The 21,252-nt window shown below is 38.3% G+C and carries 20 protein-coding genes; 12 read left to right on the top strand and 8 right to left on the bottom strand.

Going from position 1 to position 21,252, the window contains the following annotated elements; all coding sequences use genetic code 11:
* Positions 1-52 precede the first annotated feature (52 nt).
* The 6 genes from GARC_RS14765 to GARC_RS14790 all read left to right on the top strand — a co-directional run bounded on the left by GARC_RS14765 (position 53) and on the right by GARC_RS14790 (position 8,440).
* The gene (locus GARC_RS14765) at positions 53-2,641 is read left to right on the top strand and encodes a hybrid sensor histidine kinase/response regulator (protein ID WP_007621542.1); all 2,589 of its coding nucleotides are present in this window, start codon (positions 53-55) and stop codon (positions 2,639-2,641) included.
* Positions 2,631-3,869 (top strand): response regulator, encoded by a 1,239-nt coding sequence (locus GARC_RS14770; RefSeq protein ID WP_007621544.1) that lies wholly within the window; start codon positions 2,631-2,633, stop codon positions 3,867-3,869. Before GARC_RS14765 ends, GARC_RS14770 begins: the two co-directional genes overlap by 11 nt.
* A gap of 83 nt (positions 3,870-3,952) precedes the next feature.
* Entirely contained in the window at positions 3,953-5,404 is a 1,452-nt protein-coding gene (locus GARC_RS14775) for a sensor histidine kinase (RefSeq protein ID WP_007621546.1), read from the top strand.
* A complete protein-coding gene (locus tag GARC_RS14780; RefSeq protein WP_007621548.1) occupies positions 5,401-5,814 on the top strand; it encodes a response regulator in 414 nt (137 codons plus the stop codon). Before GARC_RS14775 ends, GARC_RS14780 begins: the two co-directional genes overlap by 4 nt.
* A gap of 215 nt (positions 5,815-6,029) precedes the next feature.
* Positions 6,030-6,743 carry a sensor histidine kinase gene (locus GARC_RS14785; RefSeq protein ID WP_007621551.1) on the top strand — a complete coding sequence of 238 codons (714 nt, stop codon included), beginning with the start codon at positions 6,030-6,032 and terminating at the stop codon, positions 6,741-6,743.
* A complete protein-coding gene (locus tag GARC_RS14790) occupies positions 6,740-8,440 on the top strand; it encodes a two-component system response regulator (protein WP_007621553.1) in 1,701 nt (566 codons plus the stop codon). The genes GARC_RS14785 and GARC_RS14790 overlap by 4 nt, the downstream gene beginning before the upstream one ends.
* An 80-nt stretch (positions 8,441-8,520) precedes the next feature.
* Here GARC_RS14790 and GARC_RS14795 read toward each other — a convergent pair whose 3' ends face one another.
* The 3 genes from GARC_RS14795 to GARC_RS14805 are packed head-to-tail and all read right to left on the bottom strand — an operon-like array spanning position 8,521 to position 10,306.
* On the bottom strand, positions 8,521-9,303 hold the full coding sequence (locus tag GARC_RS14795; RefSeq protein ID WP_007621560.1) for a CLCA_X family protein: 783 nt from the start codon (positions 9,301-9,303) through the stop codon (positions 8,521-8,523).
* Between the two features lie 8 nt (positions 9,304-9,311).
* Positions 9,312-9,854, bottom strand: a complete 543-nt coding sequence (fldB, locus tag GARC_RS14800) for a flavodoxin FldB (protein ID WP_007621562.1) — start codon at positions 9,852-9,854, stop codon at positions 9,312-9,314.
* 44 nt (positions 9,855-9,898) lie between these two features.
* Complete coding sequence (locus tag GARC_RS14805) at positions 9,899-10,306, bottom strand: nuclear transport factor 2 family protein (protein ID WP_007621563.1); 408 nt, start codon at positions 10,304-10,306, stop codon at positions 9,899-9,901.
* 258 nt (positions 10,307-10,564) lie between these two features.
* Here GARC_RS14805 and GARC_RS14810 point away from each other — a divergent pair, with 258 nt between their 5' ends.
* The 5 genes from GARC_RS14810 to GARC_RS14830 all read left to right on the top strand — a co-directional run bounded on the left by GARC_RS14810 (position 10,565) and on the right by GARC_RS14830 (position 16,039).
* Positions 10,565-11,692, top strand: a complete 1,128-nt coding sequence (locus GARC_RS14810; RefSeq protein ID WP_007621566.1) for a hypothetical protein — start codon at positions 10,565-10,567, stop codon at positions 11,690-11,692.
* A gap of 307 nt (positions 11,693-11,999) precedes the next feature.
* Entirely contained in the window at positions 12,000-12,341 is a 342-nt protein-coding gene (locus GARC_RS14815; protein ID WP_007621568.1) for a YciI family protein, read from the top strand.
* Positions 12,331-13,587 carry an RNA polymerase sigma factor gene (locus GARC_RS14820; protein WP_052151512.1) on the top strand — a complete coding sequence of 419 codons (1,257 nt, stop codon included), beginning with the start codon at positions 12,331-12,333 and terminating at the stop codon, positions 13,585-13,587. The genes GARC_RS14815 and GARC_RS14820 overlap by 11 nt, the downstream gene beginning before the upstream one ends.
* Before the next feature lie 162 nt (positions 13,588-13,749).
* A complete protein-coding gene (locus GARC_RS14825) occupies positions 13,750-14,490 on the top strand; it encodes an SDR family NAD(P)-dependent oxidoreductase (protein WP_007621574.1) in 741 nt (246 codons plus the stop codon).
* Between the two features lie 127 nt (positions 14,491-14,617).
* On the top strand, positions 14,618-16,039 hold the full coding sequence (locus GARC_RS14830) for a sodium-dependent transporter (RefSeq protein WP_007621575.1): 1,422 nt from the start codon (positions 14,618-14,620) through the stop codon (positions 16,037-16,039).
* A 41-nt stretch (positions 16,040-16,080) separates the two neighbouring features.
* Here GARC_RS14830 and GARC_RS14835 read toward each other — a convergent pair whose 3' ends face one another.
* Positions 16,081-16,896 carry an SDR family oxidoreductase gene (locus tag GARC_RS14835; protein ID WP_007621577.1) on the bottom strand — a complete coding sequence of 272 codons (816 nt, stop codon included), beginning with the start codon at positions 16,894-16,896 and terminating at the stop codon, positions 16,081-16,083.
* Positions 16,897-16,931: 35 nt separating this feature from the next.
* Complete coding sequence (locus tag GARC_RS14840) at positions 16,932-17,711, bottom strand: YggN family protein (RefSeq protein ID WP_007621579.1); 780 nt, start codon at positions 17,709-17,711, stop codon at positions 16,932-16,934.
* Between the two features lie 258 nt (positions 17,712-17,969).
* On the opposite strand from GARC_RS14840, the gene GARC_RS14845 reads away from it, so the two are divergent.
* Positions 17,970-18,167: a hypothetical protein gene (locus tag GARC_RS14845; protein ID WP_007621581.1), complete on the top strand. Its 198-nt coding sequence runs from the start codon at positions 17,970-17,972 to the stop codon at positions 18,165-18,167.
* A 20-nt stretch (positions 18,168-18,187) separates the two neighbouring features.
* Here the strand turns inward: GARC_RS14845 and GARC_RS14850 are convergent, their stop codons facing one another.
* From GARC_RS14850 to GARC_RS14860, 3 genes are read right to left on the bottom strand one after another with little or no spacing between them, the layout of a single operon-like run.
* Positions 18,188-19,429, bottom strand: coding sequence for a mechanosensitive ion channel family protein (locus GARC_RS14850; protein ID WP_007621582.1), 1,242 nt, complete (start codon positions 19,427-19,429; stop codon positions 18,188-18,190).
* Positions 19,430-20,326, bottom strand: a complete 897-nt coding sequence (locus tag GARC_RS14855; protein ID WP_081587564.1) for an acyltransferase — start codon at positions 20,324-20,326, stop codon at positions 19,430-19,432. It abuts the gene before it with no gap.
* On the bottom strand, positions 20,319-21,236 hold the full coding sequence (locus GARC_RS14860) for an acyltransferase (protein ID WP_081587565.1): 918 nt from the start codon (positions 21,234-21,236) through the stop codon (positions 20,319-20,321). The genes GARC_RS14855 and GARC_RS14860 overlap by 8 nt, the downstream gene beginning before the upstream one ends.
* Between the last annotated feature and the right edge of the window lie 16 nt (positions 21,237-21,252).

Here is a 21,252-nt window from a genome sequence, read left to right on the forward strand (position 1 = left end):
TCGGTTTTACCAATTCAAAATGGAGATACTTTGTTGATAGGGAAATTAAATTTTGGTTGATATAAATAGCTCACATATTGAGGGTTTTATTCATCCAGTTATTATTGTGGATGGTGCATTACAGTTGCTAGCAAGTAACACCATTTTTAAGCAAAATAAATTATTAGAACAAGCCACTGAGCATGTGCTTAAATGTATCAGACCTCTGGTGCAGGGCCGTCAGGACCGTATAAGTTTTACTTGCGTAGATTCACAATTCGTTGCTACGTCTTTGCCTATGTCAAATCAAAAGTGGGTAATTAAGTTTTCTGTTGCGCAGTCCTCTGAACTCGCAGTTCGTTATCAAAATACTTTGTCTGCCATAGATCAAATGTCCGATGCAGTGATTATTTGTGATGCAAAATCTCGAATCGATTTTGTCAATAAAAACTTCAAGTTGTTAGCTCAAAGTGTGACCTCAAATGTTATTGAGGGATTACCACTAATAGAATTTATTAGCCTTGTTCTCCAATATATAAAACTGGAAAAGCACACTAAGTTCAAGGTTATTATTCGATATATTCGTCAACAATTAACACTGCAAAAAAGTTGCCATTTTAATTTTCAACATGCTGATGGTCACCATTTCGATTATAGAGATCGAGTGACAGACAGTGGTGAACGTATTGGCCTGCTAATTGATGAAACAGTTATTATTGAGCTTAATACACAGCTGCAAAAGGCATGTGATGAAGCACTTAATTTAAGTGAAGCTAAAAGCAATTTTATGGCAGCCATGAGCCATGAAGTTAAAACTCCACTGAATGCTATTGTTGGTATGCTCGACTTATGCATTATGGATGAAGAGCTAGTTCAGAATGAAAACATAATTCGCTCAAAGCGCGCAGCGGCGCATTTAATGCGTTTACTTAACGATGTTTTAGACTTTACTAAATTTGATGCTGAGCAAGTGCAGTTGTCTCCTGTTAATACCGACATTCGGGTGCTTTGCGAACAAGTATTGGAAGATTTTGCCGGTCAGGCTCATGTTAAGAATACCTCATTCTCCTTATATGTTGATTCGAATATTCCCCGGCAACTTTATGTGGACGATTTAAGGTTAACTCAGGTGCTAGCGAACTTAGTTAGCAATGCAATTAAGTTTAATACTAGTGCATTTCCTTTGTTGGATTTACATGTCAGCCAAGCCGAACAAAACGACCACATTATTTTTTCTGTAACAGATAACGGCATAGGCATTCCTCTTGATCGTCAAGAGGCTATATTCTCTGGATTTGAGCAAGCTGATGCTAAGGTACATCGCCAGTTTGGGGGCTCTGGATTAGGTTTGGGTATTTGTCAGAAAATTGTCTCGTTAATGAATGGACGGCTAAGCGTGAAAAGCCAACCTTCAAACGGGGCGACTTTCACATTTGATATCCCGGTTACCTTTTCCGAAAAAAGTATTGTAACAAACACTTTTGATATGCCGGCTTTAGCCAATAAGTCCATTTTTACCGATGATAAAGCGGTATACCGCATATTATGTAAATATGCAGAGAACTTAGGTTTTAAGGTTGTCCTGATCGACAATATGCCTAATAGTCTGTCATTCAATGAATATCTGCTGGTTACATTTAAGCATCTTTCTAAATTGAAAAAAATTAACTCATGCAACCAAAACCAAATTGCAATCTTGGTAGATCAGCAGAGTAGTCGCCATAAGACAGTGCCACTGCTTATACAACACACACCAATCAAGTTAGATGACATTGTTGCATTTATTGAAAACAGATTGGTTGTTGAGGCTGTTAAGGTTTCCTCTGATAACAGTAGGTTGGCTAATCAGGCGCTGGCATTAGTAGTCGAAGACAACCAAGAACTTATGTATGTGTTACGAAAGCAATTTAAATCACTAGATATAAAAGCTATTTTTGCGACCACAGTTGATGACGCAGTGATTTATTTTGAACAGCATCAATTTGATATGGTGTTCAGTGATTTTCAGCTACCCGATGGTATGGGTGATGAATTGGTTGGCCATATTAGGCAATTAGAAAAGCAACAAGGTCGTGCAAAATCCACTATATTTATTGTGACAGCTGATAACTCAAAATCCTGTAGTGATAGTTGTTTTGCAGCCGGAGCAGACAAAGTGTTGATGAAACCACTCACTTTAAATACTTTGTGTGATCTAGTAGGCAGTGTTTCTATAAATGATAACACTCCACAGCGAAAGCAGCGGTTTGAAGAGTTTACACCGCAAGATGATGAATTTTATATTGATAATTTGGTTATCGAACAGCAGCCCGGAATTCAGTCTAACTTCTCTATCGAGACCTTGTATAAATTGGTTGGGATTGAAAGTGCGGAAGAAATAGAAGATTTCCTGCAAGAATATAAGAAGAACCTGAGCACAGTAAAGCTTTCCATGGAGGATGCTGTCAATTCGCAAAATTGGCATGTTTTAGGGAATAAAGCCCATAGTTTAAAAAGCAGCGCAAACATCGTTGGCGCACAAGAATTAAGTTCGTTATGTGAAAATTTAGAACAATCTTGTAAAGATGATTTATCCAACCAAAACACAATTTGGCTACAAATCAGTGACAGCATCGATCAGGTTATGATGAATATTGACAGGGAATTAGCCAGTGAAGAGTGATCACAGTGTAAGCCAAATCGTATTTTTTAGCATAGATACAGAAATTGATAGTTTGCTTATTCAAACATTGACTCAGCATTTTTCTAATATTGTTGTGGTCGATAATCTTAAGGATGTATGCCGGCAATTGGTAAATAAGGCTGCTAAAATATTTTTGATGACTGGTGAAACTCTGCCTAATAGTTTAGCCAACTACTATCGTTCCTTAGATGCCGTTGCTGAATTTGACATTTGTGAACACAGAGTTGTAAGCCTTATCCCAAGGCAGGCAGAATCAGAGGCTTACGATGCCTATAAAAATGGTGTGATTGATGACTATATGGTTGCAAGACCTGTATATGAATTACACCGAATTATCCTTATCTGTGAACATTTATTGATTGAATTAGGTGTGGTAGTTAATCCTCATAAACAAGGGAAAAACTTTGTTAAACACTTAGAACAATATCCCCAAGATATGCAAGAATCATTAAAAAATGGTGCTGACCGTAAGGCTGATATGCGCTTAGCATTTGAGCGCAGCATCGTTGATATAGACAAAGCTTTAGATCGCGCCGCAGAGGATATTCAGAATAACCAGTCTGTTAAGCTTGATCTCGAAAAATTAAAACAAACCTTGTCATATATTCGTTCTGACGAAATTAGACCAGAGCTTATTCAACTCCAGAGCAAAGCGTTAGATCTTTTACAACAAACTATAGGGCTAAGTAGTTCTGAATCGCCAGATGTTGACAACTCTTTAGAAACCGGAGTGGCTCCGGAGAAACCGGATTCTTACCAGTTTAATCGCTTATACCAACAAGATATTGATCCCGATAGCGTCTTGAACGAGCGTAGCAAAGTGCCTTCTGTATTGGTGGTGGAAGACGACATTATTAGTTTACAGCTAACCCTAAAATTACTTAACGCATATAACCTAAAGGTTGATACAGCTAATACTGGACGTAAAGCATTGGCAGCATTAACAGGGCAGCAATATAGTCTAGTACTGATGGATATAAACTTACCCGATACTAATGGTATATATATTGTTGATCAAACTTGTAATCAAGAAGGGTTAAACAAAGGAACACCAGTCATTATGTTATCAGGTAATAAAGACAAGGCAACGGTAGAGACTGCGCTAAAAAGAGGAGCTAAAGGTTACATTCTTAAACCACTCTATAAAGCATCTGTGGTTAAGTTATTTACAAAATATAAGTTACCGTTAAAAATTAAAGGAGCCTAAGTGTTAGTTTCAGAGTCAAAACGTTTACTCATGATCTGGCTTTTAATATCAGCGCTGTGTTCAGTAAAGTTATAAAGGTATAAATGAAAATATCCAATAAATTAATGATCATTGTGCTACTTACCGCTTTTGAAATCAGCCTCACTTTATGGTCGGTTTTTGAGATTGCAAAAGGTGCCACGTTTCATCAGCTTAATTTTCTTCACTTAAAATACAATGCTACATTTTCTGATGAAATACTTAGGCTTGAGAATGGTGAACTTTTGGATATCCCTTTACTGAAGAATAATATTAATAATATTAGGCAGCAGCCAGTTGAATGCCTACTACAAGTTAGCGCATTGAATAAAATGATTATGCGGCAAATAGGTACCTTTCAGATTATAGAACTATGTGAAAAAGACATTAGAGACGCTGATAGAGCACTTGATTTGTTGAATCAATATACAAGTGGACAATTGCACTACGCTAATCTCATATCTGAACTTAAAATGTGTTCCCAGACATTTAATGCAACTTCCATTTTGTTTGAAGAGCCAACTATTAAAACTGTAACTTTTGTTATGCGTACAATGATCCCGTTAGTTATTTTTATTTCTTTATTTAACATTCTATTTATTACTTTTATGTCGCAAAATATTACTAGCTCTATAGATGGGGTGATACAACTGCTTAGTAAAACAAACAGTAAAGAGGACTTAGAAACAGATATTAATAAAAATGTCTCTGGGGAATTAAAGACATTATTAGAGGTCGCCAAACAGCGTATAACCAATGAATTAATGGTGACTGAGGTTAATCAAAAGTTAGAAGCCCTAGTGGAACAACGAACGTTCAGCTTAACACGAGCAAATGATGAGTTGGCGCAATTTGCCTACCGAGCATCCCACGACCTCAAAGCACCTTTAACATCCACTAAAATGCTAGCTCAATTTATCATCCAGGATATTAATGAAGGGCAGCTACAAAATGCGCTTGATGATGCTGAAAAAATTGTGAAACAAATGATAAAACTTGAACAACTTGTAATTGGAATTTTGGCTTTAACCGAAGCCGATTCTATTGACCAAGGGGTAAAGGATATTGATTTTCAGGAAATATTGACAGAAGTTTGCGCCAGTACTAGTGACTTGTTAGCGGAAAATGACTGTATATTTGAACAAAAAATCACACTAACCCAACCTATGAAAGCCGAAAAAATCAGGTTGCTGCAGATTATTGAAAACTTAGTGACTAATGCTATTAAATATCATGACCCAAACAAAGAACGAGCATTTGTTAAAACAACAGTATTGGAAAAACATAATTCTTATGTAGTTCAAGTCGAAGACAATGGTTTAGGTATCCCCGAAAATAGGCGTAGTGAAGTCTTTCAGATGTTTAAACGCTTTCACCCAAAAGTGAGTTTTGGTTCAGGATTAGGCATGGCGATTGTTAAAAAACACGTAGATTATATGCAAGGTACTATTGATATGACGACATCGAATAAAGGTACTATTTTTACCATCTCATTCCCAAAGGGAAAGTCAGCATGAAGCAAATCAGCGTACTTATTATAGACGATAGTGAAATTGATCGTTACGTTCTTAAACGTCAGCTTAACGAGGTTGGTGTGGTGGATATCTTTGAAAGCGACGATGGCTCTTCTGCGTTAGAATTTCTTGAAAACTATGAAGAAAATTGCAAGATATACAATAAAAAATTTCCACCAGTAGTGATATTTCTTGATATTAATATGCCAATAATTGGTGGTTTTGAGTTTTTAGATAAGTTTGCCGAATTGCGTAACAGACTGGCTTTAAAGTCATGTGTCATCATGATGTATTCATCTTCAGAGCGTGCAGAAGACAGAGAAAAAGCTTCTAGTTTTGATTTTGTTAAAGACTATATGACAAAAGGTGAAATTAATACTCAAGAGCTAAGGGCAAAAATTGAGGCATTATAGGCTCTAAATTCAACCTTTACCCACTTAGTACTTTAGTCTAAGTAAGGCTATATTTAGTAGTAAATACTTGCCTGTAATGCTTAACTAAGTTTGAGTTTTTTGTTTTTATAATTTGCATATGTTTTCTCATTAAAGTTTGGCTTCAAACACATACAATCATAAGGAGATGTATCATTAGTCAATCTACTCCCCACGAAAACAAGCCATCTTCAGTCTTGGAAGTAGAGTGTCTTCGTGCAGAGCTTCGCAAGGCCAAAGAAGACTTAAATGAGTTTATTTATCTAGCTTCACACGATATCAAAGCCCCTCTTAACGCCATTGATAATTTAGCCAACTGGCTAGCTGAAGATTTAGGTTCACAAGTTAGTGAAGAAAGTCTGATGCATTTGACTATGCTCAAAAGCCGCGCTAAACGGGTTAAGTTACTCGTCAGTGATTTATTGCTTTATTCACAAATAGGTAATGAAACTGAAGAATATGAGCTTATAGATTTTAATCAAACTGTAATGATCTGCGCCGCTCAAGCAAACGCGAATAAATTCCAACTGGATATTGACGGTTGTGATCTAAGACTACCAAAACAAAGTTTAATATCAGTGCTTAATCAATTGATATCTAACGCAGTCAAACACCACATCACCGATAGTGGAAAAATTAGCGTCACTTGCAAAAAATTATTACACGCCTATCAAATCGAAGTGACTGACGATGGTCCAGGTATTAACCCTAGGGATCATGAAAAAGTATTTAAAAAATTCCAAACGTTAAAATCCAGAGATGAAGTTGAAGGTAGCGGAATGGGGTTAGCGTTAGTGGAAAAGACACTCAGTATTTATGGAGCAAAGGTAAGCTTAGAATCAGATGGGCAATCTGGCTCAACTTTTATTATTGAGTGGCCGTTTGGCCCCGAGCTAGAGACGGTTGAGTGAAAATATTAATTGTAGATGATGATGCAGTAGATAGAGAGGCGTTGAAACGGGCGCTTCGTGGCAATGCTAATGTTAGACAATTAACTGAGTCGAAGTCCTTTGAAGAAGGATTAGAAGCGGTGAATAAAAATCATTATGACGTATTAGTGATTGATTATTATTTACCGGATAAAAATGGCATAGAGTTAGTCATTGAACTTCGCAGTAAACCTAACCTTGGTAACACCGCTATCGTTATGGTCAGTAATTCAGATGATGAAAGTTTAGCCCTTGAGTGTTTACAAGTTGGTGCCCAAGATTTCATTACAAAAAGTGATATTACTGCTGACAAGTTAATGCGAGCGTTTATACAAGCGCAAAAACGCTTTGAACTTGAAAAAAAGCTACATGAGAGTTTTTGCCAAGTACGCGAACTTGCTGAAACGGATTCATTGACTGGATTGGCAAATCGATATCACTTTGAAGAGGCACTTAAGGTATCAATAACTAACAATTTACGCTCTCAAAATATTATTGCGTTGTTATTATTAGATCTCGATCATTTTAAAAAAATCAACGATACCTATGGACACGAAACTGGCGATAAGCTGCTGCAAAATGTAGCCAGTCGAATTACTCAATGTTTACGTGGAAACGAGTTGTTCGCTCGCCTTGGTGGAGATGAATTTTCCATTCTAATCACAGGGTTAAAAAAAACTAATGACGCCACCGCAGTTGCCAGGCGTATAATTGAAAGCCTTAAAACGCCAATTGAAATCAACGGATATAGCCTGCAATGTGGTGTAAGTATAGGTATTTCGCTTCACCCACATAATGCCGATTCAGCTGAAGCATTAACAAAGTATGCTGATATCGCTATGTATCGTGCAAAGAAAAAAGGTCGTAATCAATTGTGCTTTTTTGAAGCGGCGATGCAAGAACAGTTTTCACGAAATTATTTGATAGAAACAGAATTAAAAGGGGCAGTGACGCGGCAAGACTTTCAGTTGCATTATCAACCTGTTTTAGATGCCATCAGTAGTAAAATTGTGGGTGTAGAAGCACTGATCCGATGGCCTAATTGCTCAGTAAAATGTTTCCCTGATGAATTTATCCCAATCGCTGAACAATCTGGCGAAATAAATGAAATTGGTGAATGGGTGTTAGATTCTGCAATAAGCCAATTATCTGCATGGCATCAAAATTTTGGCTGTACACTCACTATGGCGGTCAACATATCAGCAGTTCAGTTGGGTAGCGCTGCGCTCGTGAGCGTAATTGAGTCTCTTTTGGCTAAATATCACGTTGCTGCCGAGTTTTTAGTGTTAGAACTCACCGAAACAGCCCTTCTAAATCAAGATGAAAACAATAATAAGCATATTACTCTACTCTGTGAATTAGGTTGTAAATTGGCTTTGGATGACTTTGGAACAGGGTTCTCTTCGTTATCCCATTTAGTTAATTACCCCATCAATATTGTTAAATTAGATAAGTCACTTTTGCCTGTAGCAGATACAGATATTAGGCATATGAAAATAGTGAAAGGTATCGCAGCAATGGTTAATATTATTGATCTGCATATTGTTGCTGAGGGAGTCGAAACTGAATTTCAGAGGGATTTATGCAACAAGTTAAAAGTTAACGAGCTACAAGGTTACTTTTTTGATAAGCCAATGTCCGGTGCCGATATTGAGCAACGATGGCTTAATCGTGGTTGAAGGAGCTCAGTTTGATTAGATTCTAGTTGCTTACATTTGCAGATATATCAATTACTTATCCATCTTCAAGTTTATGTTTTTTATTTCATGGCCCGCCCCAAATGATAAAAATAACCCAGTAGATTTGTAGAAATTGTAGCTCTGAGTTCCTCTTCAGGGTAGATCCCCATCTTAGCTTCTGGGCTTTGTTTTGTACCTTGTACCAAAAATGCATTCTTAATAAAGTGGTCTTGAATACATGCCTCAAAGGCTCGTGCTACCAGCTCTTGCGGTCGAGCGTAATAAAATATTTTTAACAATTTGTCTGCTTGAGCGCTGCGATTGACATACTTATTAGGTTGGCTTTTATCAGTGGCTAAAAATATTGATTCGAAACACAGACTCAGTTTTTCATTTAGCTGATGTGATATTTGTGGTTCGTCTTGTAGCCAACACTGGGAAGCAAATTGTTCATGGGATGTTGCCACAAATAACTTGTCACAAACATAGTGGTCAAAAGCATGAAACCATTCGTGGGCAAGTGCACCTCCCCCAGCATTTTTGGCCAGCGCTAGCTTTTTGGTATGTGACTCATAGTGAGCACTGCTATGCTTTCGTCCACCGCTGCCAAAAGCTAAAGACAAACTACCGTTAAGGGAAATAACGGCCTCTGGCACTTGTAGAATATCCATTAAATCGCACAATGCATCAAAAAATAAATTGGCCGCAATTTGCTGCTCAACGACCGTGACCCATTTACCTATAGTGACTGTACGAAAACCAAAAATTTTAACTATATCTTGGAAACTAACATCGGCACCATCTCGATGAGAGGGGCCGTTTCGATAGTAGGGTTGATGAATACGGGAGTCAGGTGTTTGCAAAGTGACGGCTATAAGGAGTTTATTTCAGTAATTAACTGATCACACCAATTGTCGATCCGTTCATCGCTTAAGTCATATTGGTTTTCATCATCTAGGCATAAACCAACAAAAAAACTTTTGTCTTCAGTGAGGGCTTTTGAGGCGATGAAGTCATATCCTTGGTTAGGCCAGTAACCAACAATATCGCAATTTAAGAGCAGTAACTCGTCGTGCAACATGCCAACTGCATCTTGAAACCACTCCGCATAACCTAGCTGATCACCTAAACCAAAAATGGCGACTGTTTTGTCGGCTAAGTTTAGGCCTGCTATATCTTCCCAAGTTGATTCCCAATCTTCCTGTAATTCGCCAAAATCCCAAGTGGAAATACCAAAAATAAGGATATCGAACTGTTCAGTTTTTGATAATGCACTGTCCTTAATATTAAATAATTCAACACAGGCATGGCCCACTAAGTGGTGAAATCTAGCTTGTATTTTTTCGGCGGCCATTTCGGTGTAACAGGTGGTTGAACCATAAAACAGGCCAATTTTTAATTTGTTATTATTCATGAACTCCTATTTGCAATATTGGTAACAGAGAAAAGTCATTGAGGCTATTCACAACTAGTAGCTGCATAATAAGTGACTGATTGTATTAGATCTTGTTGCATTTGATAGATAGACAATGCACATTGAGAGCGTTCCCCATCATTCGAGAATGCCTCTTCTATAACGGCAACAGTGTCACCAAGAGTTAAGGAACGTTTAATCAGTGAACGTGCATGAGTTTGCTGCTTGAAATGCTCAACCATAGCGGCTCGCAGTGCGTCCTTACCCTCTGTTTCGAGCAACAATTTGTCATTAATGTTATATAACCATTTTACTTGTTCACTTGTTTTTTCGAGCATTTTTTCGATATCATGTTGGTTGTAAGCATCAATAAATAGTTCTACTTGTTTAGTTGGTGTAGCAGTGACACAAACTGCCCAACTTAATAACACTATCAACCATGTTACTTTCATAAAGTTCCTATAATCCATAAATAAGCGCATATAAATAACGGCATTATACCAATAAAATATTGTAGCGTGGCTTTGTCTGTTTGTTCAGTATATTTAATTAGCAGTTGTTTCTAAGTGACTTATAGTAGTGAATTGTAGTGAGAACAAATAATGACCAAATGGTTAAGTTTTTATTTCTTCGTGATTTTGAGTAGGGTAGACTAATTTTTTTAATCAATGATTTATAACAGTGAGATTTGACCGTATATGAGAGCGTATGTGGGTTTTATCATAGGGATTGGCAGTTTATTAGTTAGCTGTGGAAAAAACCCTGAATCGGCACAAGTCGATCAAAAAATGCAAGCCGATCAAAAAATACAAGTCAATGGTCATTGGATCATGGAACAAGATGGGCAAGTTATGCTTAACCCACAGACTTCAGGTTTAGTTAAATGGCGTGATGGCTTGCTGACTGTGAGCGATCGTAGTGCTCATTCTTCACAACGTCTGCGCCTCAGAGCTATATCTAAAGAAAATACCTTGTTAAGTGGTCCTGATTTGCCAATGATTTTATCTGAACAATTGCAATCAAGCTGCTTTGCCGCATACATCAGTGATAACCCTGATCTAGAAGCTTTGGCTGTTGATCCTGATGACGACAGAGTGTTTTATGTGGTGACTGAAGATGGATCATATGCCGAGCCTATGCCAGAGGTTTGCCAACAAAAACTCCATAACTCAGGCTCAACAAATTACCCAACATTGCTCATCAGACTTGAGATGCAAGCAAACAATACCGCATTAATGACCCATGTTCGCCCTATCCAGTTTACTGCTGAAATGCAGATTGGCGATTTCCCAAATGATGGCGTTGAAGGTCTCGCTTTTGGACAGGCCCGTACTTTGTATCTAGGTATTGAAAAAGATAGTACTAAACAAGCTAGGGTGTTTTCTTTGCAAATGCACAGTGAATTTTGGCAATCAGATGAATTTGCAGTTGTGACAGCATTTGATTTGAAGTTACCTATTTTTGATAGTGGTAATCATCCTATTAACGGCATGGATTATTATCAAACGCCTGATGGTCGAGAGTTCTTATTAGCGGCTGCTAGAAACGATGAAACCTTATGGGTGGTGGATTTATCTGGCAAAAAAGAAACAGTCATTTTACCCATGAAGTTTTTTGCTGAGACCAAAGCTGGTAGCGAAGAATGTGAAGACTACGAAGCCATGAACAATGCCTCTATAGAAGGCGTGGCAGTAGTAGATAACACCTTATGGTTAATTAACGACCCTTGGAAGGCCGTGTATTTAAATAACGTTAAGTGTGAGAAAAATCGCCAACATTACGAAATATTTGCTCCACTGTTGTTTAGTGTGCCCATACAGGCAAGTTGGTTCGACTAGTTTGGATCAATATTAGTAATAAGAGCAGAGCAAACCTGCTCTTATTTCATATCTCCAACTGCAGACGCTTTGTTATTTTAACCATGCTTAGATACACCAGCCCCCCGCCTCTTTAAATCGCCGTTTTCCAAATTAGACACACTAAGAAATTGGTATTGTTGTCTGCCGTCTATAATTCAAGACATAAAAATACCAAGTTTTTTAAAAATAGTGTCTGAATATGCTCTGCTGCTTCGATGTTATAGTGAGAGACTCTTATTATTTACTTATTGTTTCTTACTTTTATTCATTTAATAAGGAAAAACATATGCAATTTTTAGCTTTGATTTATGCTGGTGAAGATCAAGATGACGTAGATATAGAAACCTTGATGGCGCAATATCAGGAATTTGACAGGCAGCTTGGCGCGGCAGATATTCTGTTGGGTGGCAATGCTTTGGAGGCCATTAGTACAGCTACATCAGTTAGAGTGCGAAACGGAAAACCTGAATTGACGGATGGGCCTTTTGCGGAAACCAAGGAGCAGCTTGGTGGATACTATTTATTGGAGTGTAAAGATCTTGATGAGGCGCTTGAATGGGCGGCAAAAATTCCAAGTGCGCGTTATGGGACGATTGAAGTCAGGCCGGTGATGGTTTTTGACCAATAATATTGATCAGAATATATTGATTATGGATAGACTCGCGCGAATTTTTCGCGCTGAATCTGGACAAGTGTTAGCTTCCCTTGTGTATTTTTCGCGAGACTTGCAGTTAGCCGAAGATGCGCTGCAAGATGCTTGTGAACAAGCTAGTCATAAATGGCCAATACAAGGGATCCCTGAAAATACCGGCGCTTGGTTACATTTAGTCGCCAAGCGCAAGTTAATCGACAAATTACGTCAGCAGCAATCACAGCAAAATAAACATAAGTTGCAGTTGATTGAACAATCTCTGTATATGTTAACCGATACCGTCGCCGAAACAGACTACGAGGTGCCTGACGAAAGGTTGCGGCTTATTTTCACCTGTTGTCACCCAGCACTTAATGAAGCGGCACAAGTGGCGCTAACTTTACGTACTCTGTGTGGCTTAGATGTGCGAGAAATTGCCCGCGCTTATCTTACCTCAGAAGTTGCCATCGGACAGCGTATCACTAGAGCAAAAAAGAAGATAAGAGATGCCGGGATCAGCTACGAAATTCCCAGTTATGAGCAACTCGACATTAGATTGCCAGCTGTATTGAAAGTTATTTATCTTATTTATAACGAATCATATTCTGCTTATGAAGGCCAATCTTTAACACGCCACGATTTGGCAAGCGAAGCCATCAGGTTAAGCTTGTTGATGGTAAAGCTGATACCTAATCCAGAAGTATTGGGTTTAGCGGCTTTAATGTTATTTCATGATGCACGCCTATTGTCCCGTAGCTCAGATATTGAACCTTACATTCCTCTAGAGCAGCAAAACAGGGCATTATGGAAGCAAGCCCAGATTGAGCAAGCTAATGCTTTTATTCAACAAGCTTTGGAATATAAACAGCGAGGCCCTTATCAGATCCAAGCGGCAATCAGCGCTTTGCATTCTCAAGCAAAAAGTTGGGAGGCCACCGACTGGCGACAAATTCAGCTGTTATACATGAGTTTGTTTCAGTTGCATCCTTCCCCTGTAGTTGCACTAAACCTCGCCATCGCCAAGGCAAATGGCGGACAACTCAAACAAGCTTATAAAGATATTGTTGCCCTGAGTGAAGATCTCAACCAATATCAGCCTTATCATGCAGCTCGTGGTGAGTTAGAAAGCCGTTTGAATTTTCAAGAACAGGCCATTTGTTCAATCAGCAAGGCAATTAATCTTAGTCGAAATGGTATTGAGCGAGATTTCTTAATTAAAAAACGAGTGCTTCTACTAAAATAAGTTTGAGTGAATCTAATCCACTATCAATCTTTCAGCGTAAGAAAACGGTGAATCTAAATAATCGTGCTAATTAAATGATGCAAATTTCTTCCTTAACCATTTCTTATCTTTTAACAGGTAAAAAACCTTGTATACCCAGCGAAACAAAAGGTGAAAAAGTTGATGTTTAAAGGCAATGTATTGGTGATAGGTGCCTCAGGCGGCATTGGTAAAACGCTAATTAAACAGCTACATGAGTCAGGCAAATATGCGCAGGTGTATGCAGTGTCTCGAACGTTACCTGATTCGAAAATGGACGGGGTGGAGTATCACACCGTCGATTCTGAAAACGAAAACTCGATTGCACAATATTGCCAAGAGCTTAAACAAAACGGTGGTCAATTTAGTCTGGTGGTGTGCTGTATTGGTGCATTACACGCTAGCGGTGCCGACAATCAAAAAATCATGCCTGAAAAACGTTTAGAAGATATCAATCAGGATCAACTGAGCTTTTATTTTACCACAAACGTTATATTACCTGCTCTTTGGTTAAAACATGTAGAAGCACTACTCAAAGGTGCTGAACCAGCTAAATTAGTGTTTTTTAGTGCTAGAGTCGGCAGTATAAGTGACAATCAGTTGGGGGGCTGGTATGGGTATCGATCCAGTAAGGCAGCGCTCAATATGCTGATAAAAAGTGCCCAAATTGAATGCCAAAGACGGGCCAAAAATATTTGTTTAATCAGTTATCATCCAGGCACAGTTGATACAGAATTATCCAAGCCGTTTCAGTCGAATGTACCCAAAAGAAAATTGTTTACTACTGACTTTACTGTTACCCAGTTACTTAAAATTATTCCAAATTTAACTGCTGAAAACGGCCCTCACTATGTTGATTGGCAAGGCAGTGTTATCCCGTGGTGATCGCCTTGCACTAAGCTGTAAAGATTTTTTACTACTTTTTCTAACCAATGCATTCTTAACATCAAAGACTTTCTGAAAATCTGCTGGTAATATCTAGCAAAATTATAAAAATAATAAAGGATAGATTATGAGCGCACCCCGCGAACAGTTTGGTTCACGTTTAGGTTTTATTTTAGCTGCAGCTGGTTCGGCTGTAGGCATAGGTAATATGGTAGGTTTTCCAGTTGCGGCGACTAAAAATGGTGGCGGCGCATTTTTGTTAATTTATGCTATTTTTGTGGCCTTTATATGTTTACCAGTGATGTTGGCCGAAATGTCGGTTGGTAGGCATAGTCGTAAAGACCCCTTAGGAGCCTATTCGTCTATGTCAAACGGTCATAAAGGCTGGAAAATAGCGGGTTGGCTTTCGATTATTACCCCCTTTATGATTGCGGTTTTTTACCTAGTTATCACTGTTTGGATATTCGGTTATTTGTTTCATTCCTTAACCGGTAACTTAGATATGCTTGCCGATCCAGATACATTTGGTTCCTTTATCAATGGTTACGACTTGTTTTATTACATGGTCGGAGTATTGGCCATTATTTATTTGATCCTGCAAGGCGGTGTAAAACAAGGAATTGAAAAAGCAGCTAAATTTATGATGCCTACCTTGTTTATAATGTTGATTGCTTTAGTGATTTTTGTACTGACCTTGGATAATGCATTTGAAGGTGTGAAATATTATGTAATTCCTGACTTCAGCAAAATTAATGCTTCTGTGGTTAATGGTGCCTTATCTCAGGCATTCTTTTCATTGTCTTTGGGCATGGGGATCATGATCACCTATGGCTCTTACCTGGATAAAAAGACTGATGTTCCCGGCTCTGCAAAAATGGTGGCCTTGTTAGATACAGCTGTGGCTTTTATTGCCGGTTTGCTGATCTTACCCGCGGTATTTTCTTTTAACCCCGATATCAATACTAACGATTTAAGCGACTCGTCAGTGGGTATGATATTTACATTTTTGCCTAAAATATTTTTGGCATTACAAGCCACTATTGGTTATGTAGGCGCCAGTGCCATTGCTAGCTTTTTCTTTTTATTAGTGTTTTTTGCGGCTATTACTTCCATTGTTTCAATTTTTGAAGTGCCAGTAGCGGCTTTGATGGAAGAGAAAAAATTTAGTCGCCGTAAGGCACTAGGTTGGATGGGGATACTATTAGTGATTTTTTCGTTAATGGCTGCAACATCATTTGGAATGCTGGACTTTTTTACTGGTTTCGTCAGTTATGCAGGGCAATCTAAGTCATTCTTCGATGTAATAATTGATGTGTTTTACGACACCATTTTACCTCTTAATGGTTTGCTAATTTGTATTTTTGTTATTTACCGATGGAAGAAGGAAAATTTCAATAAAGAACTAGATCAAGGTGCACCCAATTATGCACGTAGCTGGTTTGAGCGTTATGTCGATTTCTCGGTAGGTACTTTTATCCCGGTCATTTTGTTATTAGTGCTGATAAATACTATTGCATTAAAATACTTTGGTACCGCATTGATAGGCTAGACTGCTTTTATTCTATTCTAAAATAGCCAGTAACTATTGTGTTACTGGCACATCTCAAATGGACTGGGATATCTAAGTGATATACCTAAAACTTGTAAACTTCTAGTCGCGTCAATTTGTTTACCCATGGCGACTCCTTCACCATTAATAAAGCTTGGCGGATTGAGGCCAAGTCTTTTTGCAGCCCAAGTGTAATATTCTGCACGAGTTGGGTGTTCTAGCGCACTTAAATGCAAGGTCTTTCCCCAAATATCTTTTTCAATCACAGTTTGAATGGCGCAAACAACATCATCTTGGTGCACCAAGTTCACCCTAATATCAGGGGTAGGCAAGTCTGATTTACCTGCTAGGTAGTGAGCTGGATGGCGGTTGTTACCAACTAAACCAGCAGGCCGGATAATGGTGCTGTGATCAGTAAAATATTCCCTTACCATAGCTTCAAGCGATAAATTGATTTGCCCTGATTGTGTCTGCGGATTTGTAGCGCTTTGTTCGGTGATTATGCCGCTGTCATCACCGTAAACAGAAGTTGTGCTGATAAAAATAATATTTTGTATTTGGCTATTTGCAGCATGTTTTAGCAGCGCTTGCATATGCTGCAAATAGTGCTTGGTCTTGGGATTTTTGCGGCCTACAGGAATGTTTAAGACTAATACCCTAGAGGCGAATAATGCTGCTAAGCGGTCATGCATTAGCTCATTGCCTAACTCAAAGGTTTCAGCATTAAAGCCTAATTCAGTTAATTCACTGGTTTTTTGTTTAGAACGACAAGTGGCCATAATTTTATGGCCACTTTTTTGTAAGCTCAATGAAAGAGGCAGTCCTAACCACCCGCACCCCACTACTGCAATTTGCATTTAATACCTATTAGGCTCTTTTAGATTGCACGTTATCACATACGATTAGCTTGGTCGTGAAATTGGATAACATCTAAACTTGCGAGTTGTTTAATTTGCTGTAATTGGGTTTCAGCATAATCTACTTGAGCTAGAGTCGAGCATAAAACGTCTGCTTTTTCTTCTAAGGCAGTGGCTTGATATTCAACTTTTTGTTCTATTTGTTCACCAAAACGTTCCATTTTTTGTTCAAACTCATCCATGTCTCCACCACTAAAGAGCAGTTGAGTGCCTATGGCTACCATCAAGTGACCCATTGAATCTGTTACTAAGTCTTCAATTGCTTCTTCAAACTGAGCCTCCCATTGCTCACCATAAAATTCTCCATTTTCAAACGACTCAGAATGTATCCTAATATCACCATTGTCTGCGTAAAAGTTGTATTGGATCTGCTGGTCAAGATTGTGCAATTTGTCAGATAAATCTGTTAGTGCTGTATTATCCGAGCCTAACAATTCGCTAAATACCTCGTTTAGCGCGGTGCTTGCTAGTGCAACGGCATCTGTTGCTATTGAGGCAGCTTGAGGCGCAGCTGAATTGATCCCATCATAATAGTTATCTACCCAGCCTTGTTGCTGTGTATCTAGAGTTAAAGCAATGCCATCAATATATAATATTTTATCTTGATCAATGGTAAGACGAGTATCGTTGTCTAAAGTGACGGCTAATACTTTGTTTTCCAACTGCATGTTGCCATTGAGCTCAACGTTGCATTGATTAGCAAGGACCGGAAGTGAACAACAAGCTAAAGCACCAGCAAATATCATGGTACGCATAAAATTCTCCTGACTGATTAATTGTGATTGACTAGTTGAGCAGAGCAAAGCTTAGGCCAAAAATAAAAAGTCATTAAAAACAATAGGATATGAATTATTAATGTTGAGCTGCGTAAATGTCGGAGGCGCAATTAGTGAACAGGACTAATAAGTGAGCTTTTAGACCAATATGCAATAGACATTTTCCTTTTAGGTCTTTTGGAATTATGGTTTTTTGGTGCATAATATGCGGAGTTTGAAATACCTAGGAATTGAATCATGAGTAATTGGCACGAACCCATCTTATTTGGCTTTACATTAATCACCTTTGTTTTAGGTATTAGCAGCATAATTATGAGCTTTTTACCTGCACCAGAAGGTACAAACGTTATGCAGTCCAAGATCGAATACGGCTTTTTTGGTGCATCAGGTTTGGCATTATTTGCTGTGTTTGTATATGCCTTGGCGACTGTATAGTACCAACTAAGAACTAAATTTTAGGGCCTATCACTGACTCTTTGGTAGGCTCTTAGTTTGAATGCTGGCAATATTGCCAATAAGTGATCAAAAATATCACTTTGGATCCCTTCATAACTCACCCAGTTTTTATTCGCACAAAAACAGTAAATTTCTAATGGCACTCCAAGTTCAGTTGGGGGTCTTTGACGCACCATTAAAGTCATGTCTTTGTTAATATCGGGATGGTTTTCTAAGTACGCCTGCATGTAAGCGCGTAAGGTACCTATGTTGGTAAGCCTGCGGCTATTGATTAAATCTGTGGTGTCTATGTGTTGTTCACTGTGAAATCGCTGTAACTTTTCGAGCTTGGCTTGGATATAACTCTTTATATAACGAATTTTAGCAAATTCATCCAACATATCCTGATCGCAAAATCGGATGCTTTGAATATCGATATTTAGCGAGCGTTTTATTCTACGTCCACCACTTTCGCTCATACCTCGCCAATTTTTCACAGAGTCCGATATTAGGGTATAAGTGGGAATTGTTGAGATGGTTTTGTCCCAGTTTTGTACTTTTACTGTTGTCAGTCCTACTTGTAATACCTCACCGTCGGCGCCGTATTTGGGCATTTCGATCCAGTCACCGGTGTTGACCATACGATTGGCGGCTATCTGTATGCCTGCGACAAAACCTAAGATTGTATCTCTGAACAGTAGTAAGAGGATGGCGGCCATTGCGCCTAGTCCAGACATTAGTAATAAGGGTGACTTATCCATGAGGTTAGAGATAATTAACAAACCAGCAATGATTATCACAAATAATTTACCCACTTGGATAAACCCTGTGATAGGTGCTCTTTTGGCTAAACGAGAAGCGTTATAGGTATCTTCTACCGTATTTAATAGGGCACTGACTGCCATCACTGTAGAAATAAGCAGGTAAATAATGGCTGATTTTTGTAAGAAGGCGAGTAAAGACGGATTTTCAATCAATATTTGGCTAAGTAAGTAAATAACTAATGCAGGAATAATGTGGCCGATACGTCTAAAAAAGCCATGTTTGTGTAGCTCATCGTCGAAACCGTTTTTACTCTTACTGACTAATTTCCTTAGACTACTATTGAGTACACTTTTAGTTAGCCAGCTACTGAGCCCTGCAATAATAATGATACCAGTCAAAGCAAACGTCTGAAAAATCCAATCATCAGGCTTGGCTTGAATACCTATCTGTTCTAAAAGAGTTATCAGACTATCTGTAAGGAATTGATTATTTAGCACTTAGTTTTTCTCTTTTAATGTAGATATGAGTTTGTCTTTATTTTGCCAAATTAAATTTAGCCAACTTTGAAAACCTTGTTTAAATTTTTCGTCATTATAATAATCACCAATAATTTCATCGGTAAGCGGATGCACATTAACCCGAATAGTGACCTTTTTAAGGCGACCGCTTAGCATTGTCATCATCGGGCTACCCTGTGTATCTGGATAGATTATCGTAATGTCCAGCACGCTAGTGAATAACTCTCCCATAGTGGCGAGGGTAAAGGCAATACCGCCTGCTTTAGGTGGCAAAAGATTTTTAAATGGACTTTGTTTGAGTTTTTGTTTTTCAGGGGTAAAGCGATTGCCTTCGACGAAGTTGATAACTGTAGTGGGTAACTGACGAAATTTTTCACAAGATTTTTTAGTGGTGGCTATGTCTTTACCTTCTAGGTGAGGATTTTTTTGCAGGAAGGCTTTGTTATACCTTTGCATAAACGGCATGTCTAATGCCCATGCGGCAAGGCCGACAAAAGGTAGCCAAATCAATTCTTTTTTAAGAAAAAACTTTGGCGCAGGAATTTTACCAACAGCAAAATCCGTTAATAAAATAATATCTAACCAACTTAGGTGATTCGATATAATCAGATACCATTGTTTTTTGCTCAATTCGCCATCAACCACATAATCAAATTCCACTTTGTTCATACATTTGATTAAGGCGACACTGCAAAATCCAAATGCATACATCATGAAGTTCAGTATGCTATTAATTGGTTTAGTGAAAAATGAGAAAGGCAGTATAAACTTGATAAAACCGAGCAAAGTAATGCATATAGTCCAAAAAGCTAGGCTTAACATTTGTAAAAGCAAATGCACCGGGAACACAATAAAACTTGGTAACACACTAAACATCTTGTGATTTCTTTGCCAGGGCGTTTTGTAAATCTTGGTCTTTTTGTTTCCATAACTCAGTTAGCCAACGTTGAAATTTGACTCTTTGTGTGTGGTCATCAAAGTAGTCAGTTCCATATACATCACTTTCTAACAATTCTTGAATAGATAACACTTTAATCTGTACTTGTACTTTTTTGACTTTGCCGCAGACAAACTCCCAGTAGCTAGGTGTTCCTTCTGGATAATGAATAGTCACATCTAGTAACTTATGCAGTTGCTCTCCCATGGCACCTAAAACAAAAGCCATGCCGCCTGCCTTGGGCTTAAGTAAATGCTGAAATTTTGCTCCTTGGCGCGTCCGTTTTTCTTCGGTTAATCGCGTACCCTCTACAAAATTCATAATACTGACGGGTTTGAAAGTAAATTTTTCGCAAGCTTTACGAGTATTTTCTAAATCTTTGCCTTTTAAATGGGGATGTTTGGCTAATAACGCTTTGCTATACCTATGCATAAAGGGAAAGTCTAACGCCCACCAAGCTAAACCCAGAAAGGGTACCCAGATCAGTTCTTTTTTGAGGAAAAATTTTAAAAAAGGAATTTTGTGATTAAAAATTCGCTGTAACACTAAAATATCAACCCAAGATTGATGGTTTGATATGACCAAGTACCAATCTTTGCGGCTTAAGCCTTCTAGTCCCGTCACTTCAAATTTAGTGCGGCTAAATAGATTCTGATTGGCGCTGTTGACTGATATCCAAAACGTGGCGCAACCATCCAGCAAATAAGACATAAAGGTTTGCCATATTTTGATGGGAATTAACTTGAAGAACGAAAAAATTAAAATAGGTACTAACCAAAACAGAGTATTAATAAAATAACCTATTACGGATATAGCACCAAACAAGGGGGTAAAAATCGTCGAAAACATACTATAAAACATCACT

This window comes from Paraglaciecola arctica BSs20135 (assembly GCF_000314995.1).
Lineage (GTDB): Bacteria > Pseudomonadota > Gammaproteobacteria > Enterobacterales > Alteromonadaceae > Paraglaciecola > Paraglaciecola arctica.

Bases quoted from the DNA above. Each gene is read 5' to 3' on its own strand.
- GARC_RS14775 (WP_007621546.1), top strand. From the start codon at position 3,953: ATGAAAATATCCAATAAATTAATGATCATTGTGCTACTTACCGCTTTT.
- GARC_RS14825 (WP_007621574.1), top strand. From the start codon at position 13,750: ATGTTTAAAGGCAATGTATTGGTGATAGGTGCCTCAGGCGGCATTGGT.
- GARC_RS14780 (WP_007621548.1), top strand. From the start codon at position 5,401: ATGAAGCAAATCAGCGTACTTATTATAGACGATAGTGAAATTGATCGT.
- GARC_RS14860 (WP_081587565.1), bottom strand. From the start codon at position 21,236: ATGTTTTCGACGATTTTTACCCCCTTGTTTGGTGCTATATCCGTAATA.
- GARC_RS14830 (WP_007621575.1), top strand. From the start codon at position 14,618: ATGAGCGCACCCCGCGAACAGTTTGGTTCACGTTTAGGTTTTATTTTA.
- GARC_RS14815 (WP_007621568.1), top strand. From the start codon at position 12,000: ATGCAATTTTTAGCTTTGATTTATGCTGGTGAAGATCAAGATGACGTA.
- fldB (WP_007621562.1), bottom strand. From the start codon at position 9,854: ATGAATAATAACAAATTAAAAATTGGCCTGTTTTATGGTTCAACCACC.
- GARC_RS14805 (WP_007621563.1), bottom strand. From the start codon at position 10,306: ATGAAAGTAACATGGTTGATAGTGTTATTAAGTTGGGCAGTTTGTGTC.
- GARC_RS14855 (WP_081587564.1), bottom strand. From the start codon at position 20,326: ATGTTTAGTGTGTTACCAAGTTTTATTGTGTTCCCGGTGCATTTGCTT.
- GARC_RS14845 (WP_007621581.1), top strand. From the start codon at position 17,970: ATGAGTAATTGGCACGAACCCATCTTATTTGGCTTTACATTAATCACC.
- GARC_RS14835 (WP_007621577.1), bottom strand. From the start codon at position 16,896: ATGCAAATTGCAGTAGTGGGGTGCGGGTGGTTAGGACTGCCTCTTTCA.
- GARC_RS14840 (WP_007621579.1), bottom strand. From the start codon at position 17,711: ATGCGTACCATGATATTTGCTGGTGCTTTAGCTTGTTGTTCACTTCCG.